The following is a 20767-nucleotide window of genomic DNA, read 5'->3' as shown; positions in this document are numbered from 1 at the left end:
CGAGGAAGGGGGGGAGCAGGATGGCGGTCGACTACGAGACGATCCTCAGCACCGACCTGTCGGGCCTCGCCAAGGCGGCGTCCGCCTGGAAGAAGATGGGGAAGCGCTTCGGGGAACTGCACGACGACTACCGCGACCACGTCAAGGCAGCGGTGGAGGCCGACAGTTGGCGAGGTGAGTCGGTGCTGGCCTACAAGAGCCAGGCGCAGACCACGCTGGAGGAGTACGCCGGGGCACGCGACGAGGCCAGGGCCGTCGGGGCGCTGCTGGAGGAGGCACACCGCACGCTCACCGACCGGCGCGACGCGGTCATCGGCAAACGGGACGAGGCCGTCGAGGCGTACATGGACGTCGACCCCCACTCCGGTCGCTGCACGCTGAACCTCGGCAGGATGGACGAGGAGAGGGCGGAGTTCTACCGCCGCGACCAGCTGGCCCGCGGGGAGCTGGAGGAGTCCTGGACGAACGCGATCCGCAACGCGGTCAGAGACGTCCAGGACGCCGACGAGAACTTCCGCAGAGCTCTCATGGCCAACCCCGACGACGGGGGCAGAGGGCTGGCGGACGGCTTCAACCCGGCGCTCAAGGGGGACGCGGGCGAGGCGAACGCCGTCCGTGCGGGGGAGCTGTACGAGAAGATCAGGAACGGCGGGAAGCTCTCCGGGGCGGAACGGGAAGAGCTCGCCTCCCTGATGCGGGCGAACGAGGCCGACACGGAGTTCAGCCGCACCTTCGTCACCTCAGTGGGCGGCCCCGACGGCGTCATCCGGATGCACAACGAGCTGACCGACCGCGCGTACTACGACGAGCCCGGCCAGAAGAAGCACTACCAGGGCCTGGACCGGCATCTGGCCAACGTGGTCGCCACCGCCACGACCGTCGACGACAAGGACGAGGCCGGCGACAGGAAGTTCTACGGCCAGTGGCGCGAGGAGCTGAGGAAGGCCGGCGTCGAGAAGTACGACGCCGAGGTCGTCGGCGGGGAGTACGGCGGTCAGCAGGTCCGCGGCTACCAGGCCATGGTCACCCTGATGCAGAACGGCGACGGCTACGACCCCGAGTTCCTGCACGACCTGGCCGACGACATCCGCGCCGCCGAGGACCCGGCCAAGGGCGGCGATCCCGACATCTGGGACCTGAACCGGGGATACGCGGGCGAGCGGGGCGGCTGGTTCGCCAACGACCCCTACGACGGCGTCCTGGGCATCATGAGCAAGAGCCCCGACGCCGCCACCGCCTACTTCGACCCCGCCTCCAAGCTCGGTGGAGACCGTCTGGACTACCTCCAGAAAGAGCGGGACTGGAACATCGTCGACAACGCCGAGATCCACGGCAACGTCGAGGTGAGCCGCCCGGACACCGAGGACACCGACAGCCGCACCGGCTTCGGGGCGGCCCTGGAGGCGGCCATGACCGGCCAGGTCCCCGGCGAGGAGCCCGTCACCACCGACGAGAACGGCAACAAGAAGGACCCCACACACCACACCGAGGCCCAGGTGCGTGTCCTGGAGCAGGTGGTGACTTCTTACGCCGATATCGCCGCCGTCGACAAGAGCGCCATTCCCGAGAACATCCGCCAGAACATGGCGAACGCCCTCGCCTACTACCCGAACGATGTCCACGACATCATCGGCAAGGACGGGAATTTCTCTTCCAAGGAATTGTCGACACAGCCTAACGATGTCGACGTTCACCGGGAGACCATGCTGCGCTTCATTCGTGGAGTGGCCGAGGACGGCGGCGCCTTCCGGACGATTCATGATTCCCAGATGGAGATCATCGCGCATGACGTCAGTAGTCTGCGTGAGGAAGACTTCCGGAGGGGCACTGCCAAAGCCGAAGGAGTGGCCCAGATGAGCGGCCAGACCATGGGCGCCCTCGATCACGTACGTGCCGATGTCCTCGGCTCACACCGAGACGACGTGATTTCCCAGAACAATTGGAACAAAGTCTACAGTTACCACACGCTGGGGGCACCGGTGACTGGAATTCCCGTCGTAGGTGACGTTCTCCAGCGCCTTGTCGACATTGGCACCGGCCAGTTGGCCGAGGGGCTAAATAATGAGGTAAGCGATAAGGCCACGGAAGAGTTGATCCAGCAATATCGGAGGGATGGGTACCCTCGGTTGGAGAGCATGATTCAGCGACAGGCGGCGCAGAGTGGAATGAGCGATGAGGAGCTGGGAGACGGTAGGCTTGGCTTCCAGAGGGTTATTCTTGCAATGGCCAAACATGAATACTCGGCAGCTATCCACGACTCTCAGGGATCGACGGGGACAAACTCATGAAACTGGTGTCCAGGGTGACCGGTCGGCGCGCTCTCCTCGTTTCCGGCGTGGTGGTTCTGCTCGCGTCCGTGACTCTTGGCGGATGGCTCTGGCTGCGTGATGACGGTGCGGCACAACAGAAGGAACAGAACAGCTTCTGCTGGAGTTTGGTGCCGGGGAGAGACAGTGGGGAAAGCGGATCGACGGCCGAGTGCGGGGATGCCCTGGAAACGGCCATGACCGGTCGGCCGCCCGGGGCCACGCCTCCGGGGAGGACATCGGAGTACGGGACCGAGCAGGTCCGGGTTCTTGAGGAGACCGTCAAGGGATATGCCGCCCGCACCAAGGGCGATCCGGGAGCGATACCGGAAGAAATCCGTCGGAACATGGCGAGCGTCTTGGTTTTCTACGCCGATGACGTCCACGACATCATCGGGCTGCACGGTGACTTCTCCGAGGGAGGGCTGTCGACACGGCCGAACGACGTCGATGTGGACCGGGCGACCCTGACGGACTTCATCCGGGGCCTCGCCGAGGACGGCGGGGCGTTCCGCATGGTGCGCGGTTCCCAGCTGGCGCTCGTCTCCGACGGGCTCCAGTCCCTTGGGAAGACGGACTTCGAGGGGGGCAGTGACAAGGCTGAGGGGACGGCGCTGGTGAGCGGAAACTCCCTGGGCATTCTGGACCGCGTCGGTGCCCAGGCGCTCGAAGCCCGAGATGGCGGGGCCGACCGGGAGGAATGGCTCGAGGCGTACCGGAACCAGGGGGGCCGGAACGAGGGAGCAGGGAAACCGGAGGAGTTCTTCGCGTCCGCTCGGGACGGCGGCTACCTGGTGGAGATGTTCCAGCGGCGGGCGGACCGCCTGGGAGCGCGGCCCGAGGGGCCGGAGGGCAGTGGTACGGGACTCCACCCGGAGATCCTGGACATGCTCGAGAAGACCTACCGGCTGGGCTTCTGATCGTCGTGCTCGGCCCCTGGCCCTGCCGCCGGGACGAGCAGCGCGGCCGGCGGCGGTGACGGTGCCGGCGGGCGGGGCCGCACGTAGGGTGCCCGTCGCTGGGTAGGGTCCCCGGCATGGGCAGCCACTCCTCACCTCAGCTTCCGGAGCAACTCCCCACCCCGGCCACCCCCGCCGGGCGCGACGGCCTCGCCGCGCTGCTGGCCGACCCCGGGCGGGCCGTGGTCGCGCTCGACTTCGACGGCACGATCGCCCCCATCGTCCCCGACCCCGACCAGGCCCGCGCCCACCCCGGTGCGGTGCCCGTCCTCGCCCGGCTGGCGCCGCTGCTGCGGGCCGTCGTCATCGTCACCGGCCGCCCGGCCGAACTGGCGGCACGCTACGGCGGCTTCACCGGGGCGGCGGGCCTGGAGCACCTGGTGGTGCTCGGCGCGTACGGCGCGGAGCGCTGGGACGCGGCCACCGGCGAGGTCACCGCGCCGCCCTCGCCCCCCGGGGTGGCGGCGGTCCGCGCCGAGTTGCCGGGGGTGCTGGAGAAGGCGGGCGCGCCGGACGGCACCTGGACCGAGGACAAGGGCCGGGCCGTCGCCGTCCACACCCGCCGCGCCGCCGATCCGGCGGCGGCCTTCGAGCTGCTGCGCGAGCCGCTGGCCGAGCTGGCCGAACGGCACTCGCTGTCCGTCGAGCCGGGCCGCTTCGTGCTGGAGCTGCGACCCCCGGGCATGGACAAGGGCGTGGCCCTGACGGACTTCCTGCGCGAGACCGGCGCGGGCTCGGTGCTCTACGGCGGCGACGACCTGGGCGACCTGGCCGCGTACGACGCGGTGGACCGGCTGCGCGGCGAGGACGTGCCCGGGGTGCTGCTGTGCAGCGGCAGCGAGGAGGTCACGGCGCTGGCCGAGCGGGCGGACCTGGTGGTGGACGGGCCCGCCGGGGTCGTCGGCCTGCTGGGGGAGCTGGCGGACGTCCTGGCCGGACGGGCGGGCTGACGGAGGACGGCGACGGGCACGCCCGCGGGCCGAGGGCGCCGTCGCCGGGTCCGCCCGCCGGAGCGGGCCGCCCGGGCCCCGGCGGACCCGCCGCTTTCGTGGGCCGGTCACCGGGCCCGCTCAGCTCCGCAGCGCCTCCAGCTGGTCCAGGAACCACTGGGTGGGCGACAGGGCGGTGGCCGCCGCCGCGAGGCGCTTGGTGCGCTCGGCGCGCTCGCCCGCGTCCATCGTCAGCGCCCGGTGCAGCGCGTCGGCGGTGGCGCCGATGTCGTACGGGTTGACGGTGATCGCGTCCTCGGCCAGCTCCGCGAAGGCCCCGGCCTCCCGGGAGAGCACCAGCGCGCAGCCGCCGTCGGAGACCACCGGGATCTCCTTGGCGACCAGGTTCATGCCGTCCCGGATCGGGTTGACCAGGGCGACGTCGGCCAGCCGATAGGCCGCCAGCGAGCGGGCGAAGTCGTCCTTGACGTGCAGGACGACCGGCGACCAGTCCGAGGTGCCGTACGCCTCGTTGATCTCGCCGGCGACCCGGGAGACCTCCTCGGTGTACTCCCGGTAGACCGCCAGGTCCTGCCGGGAGGGGTAGGCGAAGGCGACGTGGACGACCCGGCCGTGCCACTCGGGGTGGTCGTCCAGCAGCCGCCGGTAGGCGAGCAGGCCGCGCACGATGTTCTTGGACAGCTCGGTGCGGTCCACCCGCACGATCGTCCTGCGGGGGTTGTCCGCGGGCTCGGAGCCGATCTGCTCGCGCAGGGCGGCCATCCGCTCGGCCACGTCCTCGCGGTGCGCGCGCTCCCGCAGGAAGTCCCCGTCGGCGCCCAGGCCGTGCACGCCTATCCGGGTGGCCCGGCCCTCGTGCACCACCGCGAACTGCCCGTCCTCGGCGGTGGTCACCTCCGCGCCCAGCAGCTTCGCGCAGCACTCGGCGAACGCGTGGGCCCAGCGGCGGGTGAGGAAGGCGGCCCGGTCGGCGCCCAGGATGCCGCGCAGCACCTCGGCGCCCACCCCGCCGTCCGGGTCGTCGGGCAGCAGCCGGAAGTAGTCCGGCGGCGCCCAGGGGGTGTGCGAGAAGTGCCCGATGCGCAGGTCGGGGCGGCGTTCGCGCAGCATGCCGGGGACGAGGGTGAGGTGGTAGTCCTGCACGAGCACCGCCGCGCCCTCGGCGGCCTCCTCGGCCAGCGCGTCGGCGAAGGCGGCGTTGTACGCCTCGTAGGAGCGCCACTGCCGCTCGAACTCGGCGCCGAAGACGGGCTCGGTCGGGGTCTGGTACAGCATGTGGTGGACGAACCACAGCACGGAGTTGGCGACGCCGTTGTAGGCGTCGGAGAAGACCTCGGGCTCGATGTCCAGCATGCGCACCTGCTGGCCGCCGGTGTCGGACGCGTCGAGGACGCCGCCGGTGCGGCGCGCCGCCTCGCGGTCGCCGTCGCCCAGCGCCGCGCACACCCACACCGCGTCGCCCTTGACCGCGGACAGCCCGGACACCAGTCCGCCGCCGCCGCGTTTGGCGGTGAGTTCGCCTCCCTCCCCGAGGGAGTAGGAGACCGGACCGCGATTGGACGCGACGAGAACCTGGTGCCGAGTGACCATGACCCGAACCTAGCCGCTGACCGTACCGGTCAAACGTGCGGTTCCCGACGCGCACGGAGCGTTTCCGGCCGGGTACGCGACCGGTACGCGACCGCGCGGCCCCGTACCCGGCCGGTACGGGCCGGCGGCCGGTGCGGACACAGCGGGACGGCCCGGAACGTCCCGGGGCGCCCCGGGACGCGCCGGCCCGTGCCCGCGCGCCCCCGGGCCCGCCGCCTCACGCCGCCTCACGCCGCCGCGCGGTGCCGCGCGTACTCCGGGACCGTGCACATCGGCGGGCGCTCCTCGGTGTCCACCGGGTGGGTGCGCGGCACGAAGCCGCCGTCGGGCGCGCGTTCGAACTGGGTCAGCTCGGGGCGTATCAGCGGGCCGCGCGCCTGCCGCACATGGGCCGTGCGGTGGATCGCCGCGGCCATCCGGCCGAGCGCCTGCCCGTCCTGGTTGCGGTGCTTGCGCACCCCCACGTCCACCTGGGCGAGCGCGTCGAGCCCCACCGTGTGCAGCGCGTCCACCAGCAGCCCCAGCTCCACGCCGTAGCCGACGGGGAAGCTGAGCCGCTCCAGCAGCGAGCGGCGTGCCGCGTACTCGCCGCCCAGCGGCTGCACGAAGCCGGCGAGCTGCGGCCAGTACAGGTTGAGCAGGGGGCGCGCGACCAGCTCGGTGACCCGGCCGCCGCCCGCCGGGCTGTCCCCGATGGCCCGGTCGTACATCGCCTTGACCATCGCCAGACCGGGATCGGTCAGCAGCGGCCCGACGATGCCGTGGACGAAGGCCGGGTCGAAGTCCCGCAGGTCCGCGTCCACGAAGCAGACGATCTCGCCGCTGGTGGCCAGCAGCGACCGCCACAGCACCTCTCCCTTGCCCGGCACCGTGGGCACCCGGGGCAGCACGGCGTCGCGGTGCACCACGGTGGCACCCGCGGCGGCGGCGACCTCGGAGGTGCGGTCGGTGGATCCGGAGTCCACCACCACCAGCTCGTCGACCAGGGGCATCGCCTCGGTCATCAGCTCGTGGCGGATCGCGGCGACGATCTCGCCGACCGTCGCCTCCTCGTTCAGCGCCGGAAGCACCACGCTCACCGTGCCCGCCGGTCCGGCCGCCCGCTTCGCGGCCAGCAGCCGGTGCAGCGGGCGGTCGACAGCGCTCCAGGAGCGTCGCTCCAGCCAGTGGTCGACCTCATCCAGCACGTGCTCGTCTCCCTGCTCTCGGCGTTCTCGGGCTTCTCGGGGTCCTGGGCGTTCTCGGGTCCTCGGCTTCCTCGGGTGGCCCCCGGAGTCCCAGGCATTCTGCGGGATCCGGGTTTCCCGGATGTTCTCGGCATCGGTCGTGATCGGGTCGGTACCGGGTCGGGACCGTTGCGCGGTCGTGTCGGGGATGTGTCGGCCCGGCCCGCCACGCCTCCCGCCGCCCGCGGGGCGGGTGCGGCCGGGTACGGGGTCCGTCTCGCGGTTCGGACGGCCGGCCGGGTCGTCGGAGGCGTCGGTTACAGTCTTGGACAACGTCGGTGAGTTCCGCATCTTGGGGCCCGGCGTGCACAAACGCCCCGGCCACGGTATTGGCCGGGTGCCACAGAGCTCATCCAGAGGGGCAGAGGGAACGGCCCGTTGAAGCCCCGGCAACCCTCCCGCCGGTTCTCGTTCACAGAAGTCGAGGCCACGGTGGGGAAGGTGCCAATTCCGTCCCGGGCGAAAGCCGCCGCGGGGAAGATGAGGAGAAAGGGCCTCGCCAACCATGGCTGTGCAGACTGTTGCAGGCAACACCGGTGTCTCGCTCGGCTCCGCCGACGCGCTCTCCTGTCGCGAGTGCGGTGAGCGCTTCCCGCTCGGGCCGGTGTTCGCCTGCGAGATGTGCTTCGGGCCGCTGGAGATCGCGTACGACCTCCCCGCGGGCGACCCGGAGGGGCTGCGGAAGCGGATCGAGGCCGGACCGAACAGCATCTGGCGCTACGCCCCGCTGCTGCCGGTGCCGGCCGACGTGGCGGACAAGCCCAACCTGAACCCCGGCTTCACCCGGCTGGTGAAGGCCGACAACCTCGCCCGCGAGCTGGGCGTCACCGGTGAACTGCACGTCAAGGACGACTCCGGCAACCCCACCCACTCCTTCAAGGACCGGGTGGTGGCCATCGCCGTCGAGGCCGCCCGCGCCTTCGGCTTCACCACCCTGTCCTGCTCCTCCACCGGCAACCTGGCGGGCGCCGTCGGCGCCGCCGCCGCCCGCGCCGGGCTGCGCTCGTGCGTGTTCATCCCGCACGACCTGGAGCAGGGCAAGGTCGTGATGGCCGCGGTGTACGGCGGCGAGCTGGTCGGCATCGAGGGCACCTACGACGACGTGAACCGTTTCTGCTCGGAGCTGATCGGGGACCCGGCCGGCGAGGGCTGGGGCTTCGTCAACGTCAACCTCCGCCCGTACTACGCGGAGGGCTCCAAGACCCTGGCGTACGAGATCTGCGAGCAGCTCGGCTGGCGGCTGCCGGACCAGCTCGTCGTCCCGATCGCCTCCGGCTCCCAGCTCACCAAGATCGACAAGGGGCTGCGCGAGCTGATCGCGCTGGGCCTGGTCGAGGAGAAGCCCTACAAGATCTTCGGGGCGCAGGCGGCGGGTTGCTCGCCGGTCTCCCGGGCCTTCAAGGAGGGCCACGACGTGGTGCGGCCGGTGAAGCCGGACACCATCGCCAAGTCGCTGGCCATCGGCAACCCGGCCGACGGCCCGTACGTCCTGGACATCGCCCGCCGCACCGGCGGCGCGGTGGAGGACGTGGACGACACGCAGGTCGTCGAGGCGATCAAGCTGCTGGCCCGCACCGAGGGCGTCTTCGCCGAGACCGCGGGCGGGGTGACCGTCGGCGTGACGAAGAAGCTGCTCGAGGCCGGCCTGCTCGACCCGGCCGCCACCACCGTCGTCCTCAACACCGGCGACGGCCTGAAGACCCTGGACGCGGTGGCGCCGACCACCGGACCGTCCGCGATCATCCGTCCGAACCTGGACTCCTTCCGAGAGGCTGGCCTGGCATGAGTGTCTCCGTCCGAATCCCGACCATCCTGCGCACCTACACCGGCGGCCGGGCCGAGGTGCCGGCGGAGGGCGCCACGCTCGCCGAGGTCCTGGCCGACCTGGAGAAGAACCACCAGGGCATCTCCGCCCGGGTGCTGGACGACTCCGGCAAGCTGCGCCGCTTCGTGAACGTCTACGTCAACGACGACGACGTGCGCTTCGCCGAGGGCCTCCAGACGGCGACGCCGGAGGGTGCGAACGTCTCGATCATCCCGGCGGTCGCGGGCGGCTGCTGACGCCCCGCGGACCCGTACCGGCGGCCCCGCCCCCGTCCCGGAGCTCCGGGACGGGGGCGGGGCCGTCTCCGTGTGCGGCGCCGGGCCGGTCCGACGGCCGGCCGTTATCCGGAATTGGTAATTCCGGCCGGTGCGGAACCGGTAGAGTGGGCCTGCCTCCCCCCGAACGCGCGTACAGCGCACCACGAGAACGCGACAACTTGCGGCCGATTCACCGCGGCAATTGTCGTGTTGGTCCGCCATGCCCGGACCGTGATGCCCTGGTTTCCCGCCTTTCGCGTGCTTTTCGGCAATCCTGACGTGGCCGGAATTCTCGTCCAACAGCCCTGTTGCAGAGGGCTGTTGCCCAGATACATTCGGCCGCGGTCGACGCGTTCCGGCGCACGCCCCCTCTCGCCGGGGGGCAAACTGACCCGGGTCCGCGGAGTGCGGATTCGTGCAAGGGCCAGCAATAGGGGAGTTAGGAATGGCTCAAGGCACCGTCAAGTGGTTCAACGCGGAGAAGGGGTACGGCTTCATCGCGGTCGACGGTGGTGCGGACGTCTTCGTCCACTACAGCGCGATCCAGATGGACGGTTACCGCACCCTTGAGGAAGGACAGCGGGTCGAGTTCGAGATCTCGCAGGGTCAGAAGGGGCCGCAGGCGGACATGGTCCGCGTGACGGCCTGAAGCGCCGGCCACTCGCACCACACACGTAGTACGCAGTAGACGGCACAGGAGGGCCCGTGTCCCCGCAGGGGGCGCGGGCCCTCCGTCGTGTCCGGCCGTGTCCGGTCGTGTCCGGCCCGCCCGGCGCCCGGGGCGCGGCGCGAAACCCTTGGCGCGACTGAGTCCGGAGGCGGGTGCGCTTGCACTCGGAGGGGTCGAGTGCTAATCATTGGCGTTAGCACTCTGAAGGTGAGAGTGACAGAAGCAGGACCGGTTCGGTGAGGTCCGCAAGCCCGGTGGAGCAAGGAACCACCGGGCCGGTGGGCCGTCCGTCGCGGGCGCCAGAGCGGTCCGGACACATCCCACACCCGCCCCTGGCCTTCGGCATGGGGAACCCCAGGGAGGACCACTTCACATGGCCAAGATCATCGCGTTCGACGAGGAGGCGCGGCGCGGCCTCGAGCGCGGGATGAACCAGCTCGCCGACGCCGTCAAGGTCACGCTCGGCCCCAAGGGCCGCAACGTCGTCCTTGAGAAGAAGTGGGGCGCCCCCACGATCACCAACGACGGTGTTTCCATCGCCAAGGAGATCGAGCTCGAGGACCCGTACGAGAAGATCGGCGCCGAGCTGGTCAAGGAAGTAGCCAAGAAGACCGACGACGTCGCCGGTGACGGTACGACCACCGCGACCGTCCTCGCCCAGGCGCTGGTCCGCGAGGGTCTGCGCAACGTCGCCGCCGGCGCCAACCCGATGGCCCTCAAGCGCGGCATCGAGCGGGCCACCGAGGCCGTCTCCGCCGCCCTGCTGGAGCAGGCCAAGGAGGTCGAGACCAAGGAGCAGATCGCCTCGACCGCCTCCATCTCCGCCGCCGACACCCAGATCGGCGAGCTGATCGCCGAGGCGATGGACAAGGTCGGCAAGGAAGGCGTCATCACCGTCGAGGAGTCGCAGACCTTCGGGCTGGAGCTGGAGCTCACCGAGGGCATGCGCTTCGACAAGGGCTACATCTCCGCGTACTTCGCCACCGACATGGAGCGGATGGAGGCGGTCCTGGAGGACCCCTACATCCTGATCGCCAACCAGAAGGTCTCCGCGGTCAAGGACCTGCTCCCGCTGCTGGAGAAGGTCATGCAGGCCGGCAAGTCGCTGCTGATCATCGCCGAGGACGTCGAGGGCGAGGCCCTGTCGACCCTGGTCGTCAACAAGATCCGCGGCACCTTCAAGTCCGTCGCCGTCAAGGCCCCGGGCTTCGGCGACCGCCGCAAGGCCATGCTCGGCGACATCGCCATCCTCACCGGCGGCCAGGTCATCTCCGAGGAGGTCGGCCTCAAGCTGGAGAACGCCGGTCTGGAGCTGCTGGGCCGCGCCCGCAAGGTCGTCATCACCAAGGACGAGACCACCATCGTCGACGGTGCCGGTGACAGCGACCAGGTCAACGGCCGGGTCAACCAGATCCGCGCCGAGATCGAGAACTCCGACTCCGACTACGACCGCGAGAAGCTCCAGGAGCGCCTGGCGAAGCTGGCCGGCGGCGTGGCCGTCATCAAGGCCGGTGCCGCCACCGAGGTGGAGCTCAAGGAGCGCAAGCACCGCATCGAGGACGCGGTGCGCAACGCCAAGGCCGCCGTCGAGGAGGGCATCGTCGCCGGCGGTGGCGTGGCCCTGCTCCAGGCGTCCAGCGCCTTCGAGAAGCTGGAGCTGGAGGGCGACGAGGCCACCGGTGCCGCCGCGGTCAAGGCCGCGCTGGAGGCCCCGCTGAAGCAGATCGCGGTCAACGCCGGCCTCGAGGGCGGCGTCATCGTGGAGAAGGTGCGCAACCTGACCCCGGGCCACGGTCTGAACGCCGCCACCGGTGACTACGTGGACATGATCGCCGAAGGCATCATCGACCCGGCCAAGGTCACCCGCTCCGCGCTGCAGAACGCCGCCTCCATCGCGGCGCTCTTCCTCACCACCGAGGCCGTCATCGCCGACAAGCCGGAGAAGGCCGGTGCCGGCGCCGACGCCGCGGCCGCCGCCGGTGGCATGGGCGGCATGGACTTCTGATCCGCTCCCGCAGCGGATCGGCGGTTCCCGCCGTGTCGTGCGCGTGACACACGCCGAGGGCGGCACCCCCGTACGGGGGTGCCGCCCTCGGGCGTCTCCACGGTGCCCCGGCGCCGGGAGGGAGCCGGCCGGGGTCAGCCCCGGGCGGCCTCCAGCGCCTCACGCAGCCGTCCGCCCGACTCCGCCAGCAGGCGGGCGGCGGTGGGGGCGTCCACCCCGGCCAGGATGGTGAGGACGGCGTCCTTCACCTCGCCGCCGGTGGCGGCCAGCGCCGCCTCGATCCGCTCCTCGTCCGCGCCCGTGGCGAGCGCGACGATATGGCGGGAGCGGGCGCGCAGCTTCGCGTTCGAGGCCCGGACGTCGACCATCAGGTTCCCGTACGTCTTGCCCAGCCGGATCATGGTGATGGTCGAGATCATGTTGAGGACCAGCTTCTGGGCGGTGCCCGCCTTCAGCCGGGTGGAGCCGGTCAGCAGCTCCGGGCCGGTGACGACCTCGACGCCGTGCTCGGCCGCCGCCGCCAGCGGTGAGCCCGCGTTGCAGGACAGCCCGACCGTCAGCGCCCCCAGTCGCCGCGCGTGCTCCACCGCGCCGACGGTGTACGGGGTGCGGCCGGAGGCCGCCACGCCGACCACCGCGTCGGCCGGGCCCACCCCCAGCGCGTCCAGGTCGGCGACGGCCCCCTCCGCGCGGTCCTCGGCGCCCTCCACCGCCCGCAGCAGCGCCTCGGGCCCGCCCGCGAGCACCCCGACCACCCGGCCGGGATCGGTGTTGAAGGTGGGCGGGCACTCGCCGGCGTCCAGTACCCCCAGCCGTCCGGCCGTGCCCGCGCCGACGTAGAGCAGTCGCCCGCCGCGCGCCATCCGCCCGGCGACGGCGTCGATCGCGGCGGCGATGCGCGGGAGCTGCGCGGCGACGGCGGCGGGGACGGCGGCGTCCTCGCCGTTCATGAGCCGGGCGATCTCCAGGGTGGGGAGCCGGTCGATGTCGGCCAGCTCGGGGCGGAACGCCTCGGTGGTGAGCGCCGCTGCCGCGGCGTGCGGTCCGGCCCGGTCGGGGGTTCCGTGGCTGGCGGGGGCGTCGGGTCCGTCGGGGGCGGGGCAGGGGCCGGGGGAGCTGTGCTGCGGGGCGTCGTCCACCCGCCGGAAGCTATGTCCGCCGCCGGGGGGCGTCAAGCACCGGCCGCCGCCGTCGCGGTGCGGAGGTGCACGCCGCCCGTGGCGGTATCTGTTCCAATGGACGGGCTATGACAGAACAGCAGTCCTCCCCTCCCGAGCTCGAGCAGGCCCTGCACCGGGGCCGGGCGCTCGTCCTCGCCGACCTCACCGCCTGCGACATCGCCGAGGCCGAGATCGTCTCCCTGGTGGAGGACGCGGTCGTCCACCGCCGGTGGTGGGTCGAGCAGTGGCCGCAGGGTGCCGCCTTCGTCGCCGGCCTGATCGCCCAGGACGTCCAGGACGCCCTCCTGGACCGCTACGGGAGCTGGCCGGGCTGCCCGGTGTGCGAGGGCCGGGACCGGCACGCGCTGGACGTCGAGCCGGAGCTCGGCCCGGACCCGCACTGGGTGTGCGCCAGGACGGCCACGGCGGTGGCGCCGGTGGGGGAGCTGGGGAGGCTCGCCCGGTGACCGTCTACATCGACCCGCCGGTCTGGCCCGGCCACGGCACGGTCTGGTCGCACCTGGTCAGCGACGTCTCGTACGAGGAACTGCACGCCTTCGCCGCCGCGCTGGGCTGCCCGCGCCGCGCCTTCGACCGCGACCACTACGACGTGCCCGCCGCCCGCTACGAGCGGGCGGTCGCGCTCGGCGCGGTCGAGGTGGGCAGCAAGGAGCTGCTGCGGCGGCTGACGGCGGCCGGGCTGCGGCGGCGCAAGCCGCCGCGTCGCAGCAGCACGTCCGCCGCGGCCGCCGTCCCGTCCTGAGCTCCGGGCGGGGGCCCGGGCTGTGCCCGGGGCGGGTGGGGTGCGTGCTGGGGTCGGGGCCGGTCCGGGGCGGGTACTCCGGACGGTACGATTTACGGCCGTGATCGTGTCACGCTCTGTCACCCGCTCATTGGCCGCAAATCGCACTTGAGTGTCCGGAGCACCCGCCCCTCCCCGTCCCCTCCCGCCCGTCGCCCGGCTGCGGGCCGGGTCCCTGTCCACAGCACCGGACGGCGTCCGGCCCCTTCGGTAGTGTGTTCGCCGGGGAAGGCCCGGACGACCGCGGGACCGGCCACAAGACCGAGGGGGACACCGATGACGACCGCGCATGCCCCGTCCGGGACGGAGAGCGGTCCGCCGCCGGAGAGCGACACGGTCATCGACGTACGGGACCTGCGGATGCGCTACCGCAGCCAGGACGTGCTGAGCGGGGTGGACTTCACGGCCCGGCGGGGCGAGGTCCTCGTGCTGCTCGGCCCGAACGGCGCGGGCAAGACGACCACGATCGAGGTCCTGGAGGGCTTCCGGATGCGTTCGGCCGGTGACGTGACCGTCCTCGGCACCGATCCGGCCCGCGGGGACGAGCGGTGGCGTGCGCGCCTGGGCATCGTGCTGCAGTCCTGGCGCGACCACGGCAAGTGGCGGGTGCGGGAACTGCTGGCCCACCTCGGCGCCTACTACGCGCCGTACTCCACCCCCCTCGTCCGGCGGCCGTGGGACACCGACGAACTCCTCGCCGCCGTGGGGCTGGCCGAGCAGGCGCACAAGCGGGTCGGGACCCTGTCGGGCGGGCAGCGCAGACGTTTCGACGTGGCCGTCGGCATCGTGGGCAGACCCGAGCTGCTGTTCCTGGACGAGCCGACGGCCGGTCTGGACCCGGAGGCCAGAAGCGAGTTCCACGGCCTGGTGCGCGGGCTCGCGGACGAGAGCACCACCGTCCTGATGACCACGCACGACCTCGCCGAGGCGGAACGGCTCGCCGACCGGATCCTCATCCTGGCCGGCGGCCGGATCGTGGCCGACGGGACGGCGGAGGAACTGTCCCGGCAGGCATCGGCCGAGGCCACCGTGCGCTGGACGCGGGACGGGCGGCCCTTCGAGGAGACGACGGCCGGGCCCACCCGGTTCGTCCGCCGGCTGTTCGAGGAGCACGGCGAGGCGATCGACGGGCTGGAGGTGCGCCGGGCGAGTCTGGAGGACACCTATCTGACGATGGTGCGGGAGCTGGAGGCGGGAAGCGTCTCCGGTGAGCGGGCGGCCCACGCTTTCGGGGGAGGAGCGCGATGAGTCCGGTGTGGTACGCGGCGAGGGTGGGGGTCCGGCGCGGCTGGACGGAACTCCGGCAGACCTTCACCACCGGCCAGGACGTGTTCGGCTACGTCCTGTGGACGGTCCTGCTCATGGTGCCGCTGTTCCTGGTCAGGGACGACCCGCTGGAGGGCGCGGGCATCTCGGCCGGCGCCTTCATGCTGCCGAGCATGCTGGGGATGACGCTGGCGTTCACCGGGATGATGACCACGGCGCAGCTGCTCGCGACCGAGCGGGAGGACGGCACGCTGCTGCGGGCCAAGGCCCTGCCGCACGGCATGGTCGGCCATCTGGTCGGCAAGATCGTCATGGTGTCGGGCACGGCCCTCGTCTCCATGGCGCTTCCCTTCGCCGCCGGTGTGTTCCTGGTCGACGGGGTCGCCGGGCGGGGCGGCGGGGCACTGCTGACGCTGGTGTGGGTGGTGCCGCTGGGGCTCATGGCGACCCTGCCGATGGGCGCCGTCGTCGGCTCACTCGTCACCAGCCCGCGCGCCATCGGTCTGCTGATGCTCCCGGTGATGGGGCTCATCGTGATCTCCGGGATCTACTTCCCCCTGTCGAAGCTGCCCGAGTGGCTGCAGACCGTCGGGCAGGTCTTCCCCGTCTACTGGCTCGGCCTCGGCCTGCGGGCCGCCCTGCTGCCGGCCGACGCGGTCGCCGCCGAGATCGGCGAGTCCTGGCGGTACCTGGAGACGGCGGCCGTGCTGGGTGCCTGGACGGCCGCCGGACTGCTCCTCGCACCGCCCGTCCTGCGCAGGATGGCCCGCCGCGAGTCCGGGGCCGCGATGGCCGAACGGCACCGGAAGGCGATGCAGCGGGTCGGTTAGGGGTACGTGCGTGTCCGGGTGGGGGCGGGGCCGGTCCGGAACGGTCGCCCCTCCCGGTCGCTGGTCCGCACCCGGACTCCCCCGCACGTTTGGGCCGCCCACCGCCGGTGGGAGAACCCGCGGGGGAGGGACATGTGCTCATTTCAGCGCTCAGCCGCCCGGCGGCCGTCGTGCTCGGGCTGCTCTGCCTGTTTTCCGGCGGGGTGCTCGCCCTGGTCACGGCGGTGACTGCCGCGGACGTGGGGAAGGAGCAACGCGTCGATTTCGATCGCCGGACCGATGCCGTGGTGTCCGAGCGCCGGACGCAGCACGGGGGCGGACCGAACGGTCCGGTCACGGTGGTGCTGGTGGAGTACACCGCCGGGGGCAAGCCGCACACCGCCAGGCTGAGCGGTGGCGCCGAGCGGACGGGACTGCGCGCCGGGGACGTGGTGGAGGTGGTCTACCGTGCCGACAGACCCGACCGGCCGTACACGAGGGAGTACGCCGAGTCGGAACCACCCGGCGTCGTGGGGCAGATCGTAGGGGTCGGCATCGTTGCGCTCGCGTGCGTGCTCTTCCTCGGACTGAGCATTCCGCTCCTCCTCTCCGCGAGGAGATGAGCCGAGGACAGCGGCTTTGCCCTGCCCGGCCGACGGGCACGGTGTCCTCGTCCGGGTATCCGTCGTGCTGCCCGCCGGAGAGGACGGACCGTTCGCTCGATCCGGCGGCTCCCGGACCCACCGCGTGCTCGCCGGGGTCGTCCTCTCCGCCGAGCAGCGTCACCATCGCGCGCTCGGTGTTCGTCACGAAGGCCAACGACCGTCCGGAGGAACTGGTCAGCCGCGTCTCAAGCCGCCCCGGACGACACGGGGACCGTGCCGTCGTCGGTCACCCAGGACTCGGCCATGAGCACGACGATCTCACGGGCGGTGTCACGCGACGGCGGTTCCCTCGAGTTCGACCATCAGGGTGGGGATCGCCAGCCGTGTCACCCCGAGCAGCATGCTGGCCGGCGCCACCCCGGCGGCGCCCAACCGCGCCGCCAGCACGCCGTAGTGCTGGAGAAGCAGATCGACATCGGTCGTGTGGACGTTGAGCCGGACGAGATTCGCGAGGGACATGCCGGCCTTGCCGAGCACGGCCTCCAGGTTGTCGGCGCTCAGCGCCAGCTGCGCCGCCATGTCACCGTCGTGCCGGGGCCTGCCGTCGTCGCCCGTCGCGGTCTGCCCCGAGAGATACAGGGTCCGGGTGTGCCCGGAGACGACCTCGCCCTGGTTGAAGCCCAGTTCCGCCGACCACGTCACCGGGTTGACCGCCGTTCGTTCCACTGCCACGTCAGCTCCATACGATTCGTCGGGAGTACGTCCGCCGGTTTCGGCGCCGTGCTGACGAGCCTCGCAGCCGAAGTGCGACACCCTTGGTCATGTATTCCGGTACGTTTCTCGTGTGCGCGCCGACCGGTTGGTATCGCTGGTGCTGCTGCTGAGGCAGCACGGACGGCTGTCCGCAACCGCGCTGGCCCGCGAGCTGGAGGTGTCCACCCGCACCGTGCTGCGCGACATCGAGGCGCTGTCCGTGGCGGGCGTCCCGGTCTACGCCGAACGCGGCAGGAACGGCGGGTTCGAGCTGCTGCCCGGCTTCCGGACCGAGCTCACCGGACTGAACCACGACGAGGCACTCGCCCTGCTGGTCGCCGGAGCACGGCGCGGCGCGCAGGTGTTCGGCCTCGGCCCGGCGCTCGCCTCGGCCATGCTCAAGGTGGTCGACGCGCTGCCCGGGAACCAGCGGGACACGGCGGCCGACGCGGCCCGGCGAGTGCTCGTCGACCCGGAGACCGATCTCCTCTCGCGCCGGCTGGTCGCTGACGAGGTCCCCGACACCGTGGTGGCCGAGGTCCGGCGCGCGGTGTTCGCCGGCCGCAGGTTGCGCATCCACTACGCGGCCGTGGACCAGGCTGCGAGGTGGCGCACGGTGGAGCCGGTCGGCCTGGTCGCCGTACGGGGCCAGGGCTACCTGCTGGCCACGCGGTCCGGCGCGGACCGCACCTACCGGCTGTCCCGGATCCTGGCCGCCGAGGAGCTTCCCGAACCGGCGCAGCGGCCGGGCAGGGTCGATCTGGACCGGCTCTGGCGGCAGCGTTCCGCACGGTTCCTCTCCGGCAGCGACCACGTCACCGCGCTGGTACGGGTGAACCCGGCACGGCGGGAGGAGCTGCTGAAGACCGCGCTGGCCGTCCACACCGAGGAACCCGAGGCAGACGGCCGGTTGCGGATGGAGGTGACCTTCCAGGACTCGCGGCACGCCGAGTGGGCGCTGTGGCAGCTCGCCGCGGACGCGGAAGCCCTGACCCCGCAGTCGCTGCGCACCTCCCTGCGCAACCGCGCCGCCGCGCTCGCCGCCTGTTACGGGGACGCCTCCTGAGGGCCCCGGAGCGTTCCGGGCTGTGCCCGGGGTGCGGGTGGGGTGGGTGCTGGGGTCGGGGCCGGTCCGGGGCGACCATTCCGGACGGTACGATTTACGGCCGTTGCCGTGACACGTTTTCTGGGCCGCTCATTGGCCGCAAATCGCGCCCCTTGCCTCCGGCATGGGGGACCCCAGGTGTCCGGAACGGCCGCCCCTCCCCGTCCCCTCCCGCCGTCCCCCGGCTGTCGGGCAGTGGGCCTGTCGGCGGCGTCAGAGGTGGTCGAAGTCGCCCAGGGCTATGCCGCCCTTGAAGGCGGCCCATTCGGCGGCGGTGAAGCACAGGTGCGGACGGTCAGGGTTCTTGGAGTCCCGGACCGCCACGCCGCCACCGGGCAGCGGGGCGAGTTCGAAGCACTCACCGGAGTTGGCGGTGAGGCTGCTCTTCTGCCAGGGCAGCGTGGCAGGGTCGGTCGCGTACAGATCCTGCTTCTCCATGGCTCAATCCCTTTCTTTGATGCGTGTAATGAGGCTGCGGGTGCGGTCGACGGGGAGAGCCGCTGCGGCGAGGTTGCGGAAGAGTCGGTGGAGCCGTCGCAGATCACGAGGGTCGTCCAGGGTGGAACTGCCCGCGACCGACTCGCTGAAAGCCACGGCGGGCATATCACCTGGGAACTCGAAGACCCTGAATCCCCCGATCTGGCAGCCTTCCTCGCCTTTCTCGTAAGGGATGACCTGGAGAGTTATCCGGTCGTGTTCGGACAGTTCCAGCAGGCGCCCCAACTGCTCCCGGTGTACTCTTGGGCCTCCGACCTGGAACTCCAGTGCTGCCTGGGTGATCACGTAGTGGCAGGTGAGCGGCCGGGTGGTCTCGTGAAGGCGGTTGCGCTGCCGCAGCATGCGGACCTCGACCAGGCCTCCGACCTGGTCGGGTCCGAGTGAGTCGAACCCGACGCCGGTCACAGCCCGCGCGTACTCCTCGGTCTGCAACAGGCCGGGCACGATCCCGAACTGGTACTCCCGCACTTTCTCGGCAGCGTCCTCGAAGGTGAGAAACCGCTCATAGCTGGCGCTGATGATGTCGCTGTACTGCGCCCACCAGGGTGGTCGGCGCTCACGGGTGGCGGTGTGGAGTTGAGCGAGTTCCTCGCGTTCGTCCTCCGGCACCGCGTAGAGGTTCATGAGCTTGGCGAAGTGCCGTTGTGAGCACGGGCGCTTGCCGTTTTCGATCCGACTGATCAGGGAGACGTCGCAGCGCAGCCTGCCGGCCACCTCCGCGATGGTCATGCCGTGCTCCTCGCGTAGACGTCGCAGCGCCCGTCCGAGGGCGATGCGCGACATGAGCAGTGTGCTCGTACTGTTGGCCAACGCTCCTCCTCGGCTGATTCGACGAGGAGCGAGACTACCGCAGAAGTTGGCTGGTGGAAGCGGTGTGAGTGGATGTCAGAATCAACCCCGAACATGTGTTTTGTCAATTGACAGTCACTTGCCTTGACGACGGTTTGGAGATCCTGCACCGTATGAAGTGAGCACTCTCCGTGTCGAAGCGAAAGCGGGGAGTGTGCTTGCTGTGTCTGATGGAGAAGGCGCTCCGAACGGCGGTGCTGGAGGTGTCATGGCAGTTGTGGGCCAAGGGCTCGGAGGTCGGTACTGCTTCGCATGGGAGCTGACTGCTGAGGCTTGGGAGATCGAGGTGTGGTGGCGGGAGGTCGCGGTGGTGGTGCGGGCCATGGGTGGGGGCCGGTCGGCGGTGGAGGTGGCGCGGCTGGGGGTTTCGGAGTTGCTGGCGAACGTGTGCCGGCATGTGGCGGACCGGCGGTGTCGGCTGGAGGTGCGCCAGGGGCGGGGCACGGCGTTGGTGCGGGTCTTCGACCGCTGTGCGCGGGTGCCGGAGGTGAGGGTGCCGGAGTGGGATGCGGAGCGGGGGTGGGGGTTGTGGTTGCTGCGGGAGGTGGCCGGCGGGCTGGGCTGCACGTGTGTGCCGGGTGGTAAGTGGGTGTGGTTCACCGTGCTGCTGTCCGGCCCGGTGGGGGAGGGGTGAGTGGACCGGTGGCGTATCGGGCGGAGGTCGTCGCCTACTGCGGGGTGCCTGGGCCGGGCGTGTGCCATCTGGGGGGCTGCTTCTCGCCGCGGGTGGGGGAGCGGGCGGTGCGGATCGCGGCGAGTCTGGGGCCGGAGGCCGCCGCGCGGTTCCTCACCTGGGCGCACGAGGCGGGCACCGGCTCCACGCGGCGGCTGCTGTGTGCGGGCCGGGCGGTGGTCTACAGCCACACGAGCGCCGGGTGTCTGTGGGAGTTGTCGCTGCGGCCGGTGCCGCAGGTCACGGGAGGCATGTGAGGTTCGGGCAGCGGCGCACTTCAGGCAGCCGGGGACGGCGGGAGGGGACGGGGAGGGGCGGCCGTTCCGGACACTCTGGGGTCCCCCATGCCGAAGGCCAGGGGCGCGATTTGCGGCCAATGAGCGGGCGAGGAAACGTGGCACGTCAGCGGCCGTAAATCGTACCGTCCGGAATGGTCGCCCCGGACCGGCCCCGACCCCA

At 71.4% G+C, this 20767-nt stretch carries 21 protein-coding genes and 1 riboswitch; of the genes, 15 read left to right on the top strand and 6 right to left on the bottom strand.

Translation table 11 applies throughout. The features are described from left to right. Positions 1-20 precede the first annotated feature (20 nt). The 3 genes from CUT44_RS33085 (at position 21) to otsB (ending at position 4215) form a co-directional block, all read left to right on the top strand. The gene (locus tag CUT44_RS33085; RefSeq protein WP_158239602.1) at positions 21-2288 is read left to right on the top strand and encodes a DUF6571 family protein; all 2268 of its coding nucleotides are present in this window, start codon (positions 21-23) and stop codon (positions 2286-2288) included. Further along, positions 2285-3226 carry a hypothetical protein gene (locus tag CUT44_RS32720; protein WP_146252206.1) on the top strand — a complete coding sequence of 314 codons (942 nt, stop codon included), beginning with the start codon at positions 2285-2287 and terminating at the stop codon, positions 3224-3226. The genes CUT44_RS33085 and CUT44_RS32720 overlap by 4 nt, the downstream gene beginning before the upstream one ends. A gap of 116 nt (positions 3227-3342) precedes the next feature. Continuing rightward, a complete protein-coding gene (gene otsB, locus CUT44_RS11895) occupies positions 3343-4215 on the top strand; it encodes a trehalose-phosphatase (RefSeq protein ID WP_100201928.1) in 873 nt (290 codons plus the stop codon). A 120-nt stretch (positions 4216-4335) separates the two neighbouring features. Here otsB and CUT44_RS11890 read toward each other — a convergent pair whose 3' ends face one another. Continuing rightward, positions 4336-5805: an alpha,alpha-trehalose-phosphate synthase (UDP-forming) gene (locus CUT44_RS11890; RefSeq protein ID WP_100201927.1), complete on the bottom strand. Its 1470-nt coding sequence runs from the start codon at positions 5803-5805 to the stop codon at positions 4336-4338. Positions 5806-6032: 227 nt separating this feature from the next. After that, a complete protein-coding gene (locus tag CUT44_RS11885) occupies positions 6033-6992 on the bottom strand; it encodes a glucosyl-3-phosphoglycerate synthase (RefSeq protein ID WP_100201926.1) in 960 nt (319 codons plus the stop codon). A gap of 385 nt (positions 6993-7377) precedes the next feature. Beyond that, positions 7378-7518, top strand: a riboswitch (SAM riboswitch). Positions 7519-7536: 18 nt separating this feature from the next. Between CUT44_RS11885 and thrC the strand changes: the two genes are divergently transcribed. The 4 genes from thrC to groL all read left to right on the top strand — a co-directional run bounded on the left by thrC (position 7537) and on the right by groL (position 11788). Further along, the gene (gene thrC, locus CUT44_RS11880; protein WP_100201925.1) at positions 7537-8817 is read left to right on the top strand and encodes a threonine synthase; all 1281 of its coding nucleotides are present in this window, start codon (positions 7537-7539) and stop codon (positions 8815-8817) included. Beyond that, on the top strand, positions 8814-9092 hold the full coding sequence (locus CUT44_RS11875) for a MoaD/ThiS family protein (RefSeq protein ID WP_100201924.1): 279 nt from the start codon (positions 8814-8816) through the stop codon (positions 9090-9092). Before thrC ends, CUT44_RS11875 begins: the two co-directional genes overlap by 4 nt. Before the next feature lie 466 nt (positions 9093-9558). Next, positions 9559-9762, top strand: coding sequence for a cold-shock protein (locus CUT44_RS11870; protein ID WP_004986573.1), 204 nt, complete (start codon positions 9559-9561; stop codon positions 9760-9762). 394 nt (positions 9763-10156) lie between these two features. After that, positions 10157-11788 carry a chaperonin GroEL gene (groL, locus tag CUT44_RS11865; protein ID WP_100201923.1) on the top strand — a complete coding sequence of 544 codons (1632 nt, stop codon included), beginning with the start codon at positions 10157-10159 and terminating at the stop codon, positions 11786-11788. A 134-nt stretch (positions 11789-11922) separates the two neighbouring features. Here groL and murQ read toward each other — a convergent pair whose 3' ends face one another. Beyond that, entirely contained in the window at positions 11923-12927 is a 1005-nt protein-coding gene (gene murQ / locus CUT44_RS11860) for an N-acetylmuramic acid 6-phosphate etherase (protein ID WP_100201922.1), read from the bottom strand. 107 nt (positions 12928-13034) lie between these two features. On the opposite strand from murQ, the gene CUT44_RS11855 reads away from it, so the two are divergent. The 5 genes from CUT44_RS11855 (at position 13035) to CUT44_RS33080 (ending at position 16448) form a co-directional block, all read left to right on the top strand. Continuing rightward, positions 13035-13415 carry a hypothetical protein gene (locus CUT44_RS11855; RefSeq protein WP_100201921.1) on the top strand — a complete coding sequence of 127 codons (381 nt, stop codon included), beginning with the start codon at positions 13035-13037 and terminating at the stop codon, positions 13413-13415. Continuing rightward, a complete protein-coding gene (locus tag CUT44_RS11850) occupies positions 13412-13711 on the top strand; it encodes a DUF4031 domain-containing protein (RefSeq protein WP_100201920.1) in 300 nt (99 codons plus the stop codon). The genes CUT44_RS11855 and CUT44_RS11850 overlap by 4 nt, the downstream gene beginning before the upstream one ends. A 315-nt stretch (positions 13712-14026) precedes the next feature. Beyond that, the gene (locus CUT44_RS11845; RefSeq protein WP_100201919.1) at positions 14027-14998 is read left to right on the top strand and encodes an ABC transporter ATP-binding protein; all 972 of its coding nucleotides are present in this window, start codon (positions 14027-14029) and stop codon (positions 14996-14998) included. Beyond that, positions 14995-15846, top strand: coding sequence for an ABC transporter permease (locus tag CUT44_RS11840; protein WP_100201918.1), 852 nt, complete (start codon positions 14995-14997; stop codon positions 15844-15846). The genes CUT44_RS11845 and CUT44_RS11840 overlap by 4 nt, the downstream gene beginning before the upstream one ends. A 134-nt stretch (positions 15847-15980) precedes the next feature. After that, positions 15981-16448, top strand: coding sequence for a DUF3592 domain-containing protein (locus CUT44_RS33080; protein ID WP_158239601.1), 468 nt, complete (start codon positions 15981-15983; stop codon positions 16446-16448). Between the two features lie 312 nt (positions 16449-16760). Here the strand turns inward: CUT44_RS33080 and CUT44_RS11830 are convergent, their stop codons facing one another. Then, complete coding sequence (locus CUT44_RS11830) at positions 16761-17156, bottom strand: RidA family protein (RefSeq protein ID WP_100201917.1); 396 nt, start codon at positions 17154-17156, stop codon at positions 16761-16763. A 118-nt stretch (positions 17157-17274) separates the two neighbouring features. On the opposite strand from CUT44_RS11830, the gene CUT44_RS11825 reads away from it, so the two are divergent. Next, positions 17275-18249, top strand: coding sequence for a helix-turn-helix transcriptional regulator (locus CUT44_RS11825; protein ID WP_100201916.1), 975 nt, complete (start codon positions 17275-17277; stop codon positions 18247-18249). A gap of 252 nt (positions 18250-18501) precedes the next feature. Here the strand turns inward: CUT44_RS11825 and CUT44_RS11820 are convergent, their stop codons facing one another. Both CUT44_RS11820 and CUT44_RS11815 read right to left on the bottom strand, forming a co-directional pair. Continuing rightward, positions 18502-18726: a DUF397 domain-containing protein gene (locus CUT44_RS11820; protein WP_100201915.1), complete on the bottom strand. Its 225-nt coding sequence runs from the start codon at positions 18724-18726 to the stop codon at positions 18502-18504. 3 nt (positions 18727-18729) lie between these two features. Continuing rightward, the gene (locus CUT44_RS11815) at positions 18730-19569 is read right to left on the bottom strand and encodes a helix-turn-helix domain-containing protein (RefSeq protein ID WP_100201914.1); all 840 of its coding nucleotides are present in this window, start codon (positions 19567-19569) and stop codon (positions 18730-18732) included. Positions 19570-19843: 274 nt separating this feature from the next. Between CUT44_RS11815 and CUT44_RS11810 the strand changes: the two genes are divergently transcribed. Continuing rightward, positions 19844-20269, top strand: coding sequence for an ATP-binding protein (locus CUT44_RS11810; RefSeq protein ID WP_233221363.1), 426 nt, complete (start codon positions 19844-19846; stop codon positions 20267-20269). Between the two features lie 8 nt (positions 20270-20277). Further along, the gene (locus CUT44_RS11805; RefSeq protein WP_100201663.1) at positions 20278-20565 is read left to right on the top strand and encodes a hypothetical protein; all 288 of its coding nucleotides are present in this window, start codon (positions 20278-20280) and stop codon (positions 20563-20565) included. The last annotated feature ends 202 nt before the right edge of the window (positions 20566-20767 follow it).

Origin of the sequence: Streptomyces carminius, assembly GCF_002794255.1 — a bacterium.
In the GTDB taxonomy this organism is placed as follows: Bacteria; Actinomycetota; Actinomycetes; order Streptomycetales; family Streptomycetaceae; genus Streptomyces; species Streptomyces carminius.
Note: the sequence above shows the minus strand (reverse complement) of the source record. Positions and strands in the feature narration are given on the sequence as shown.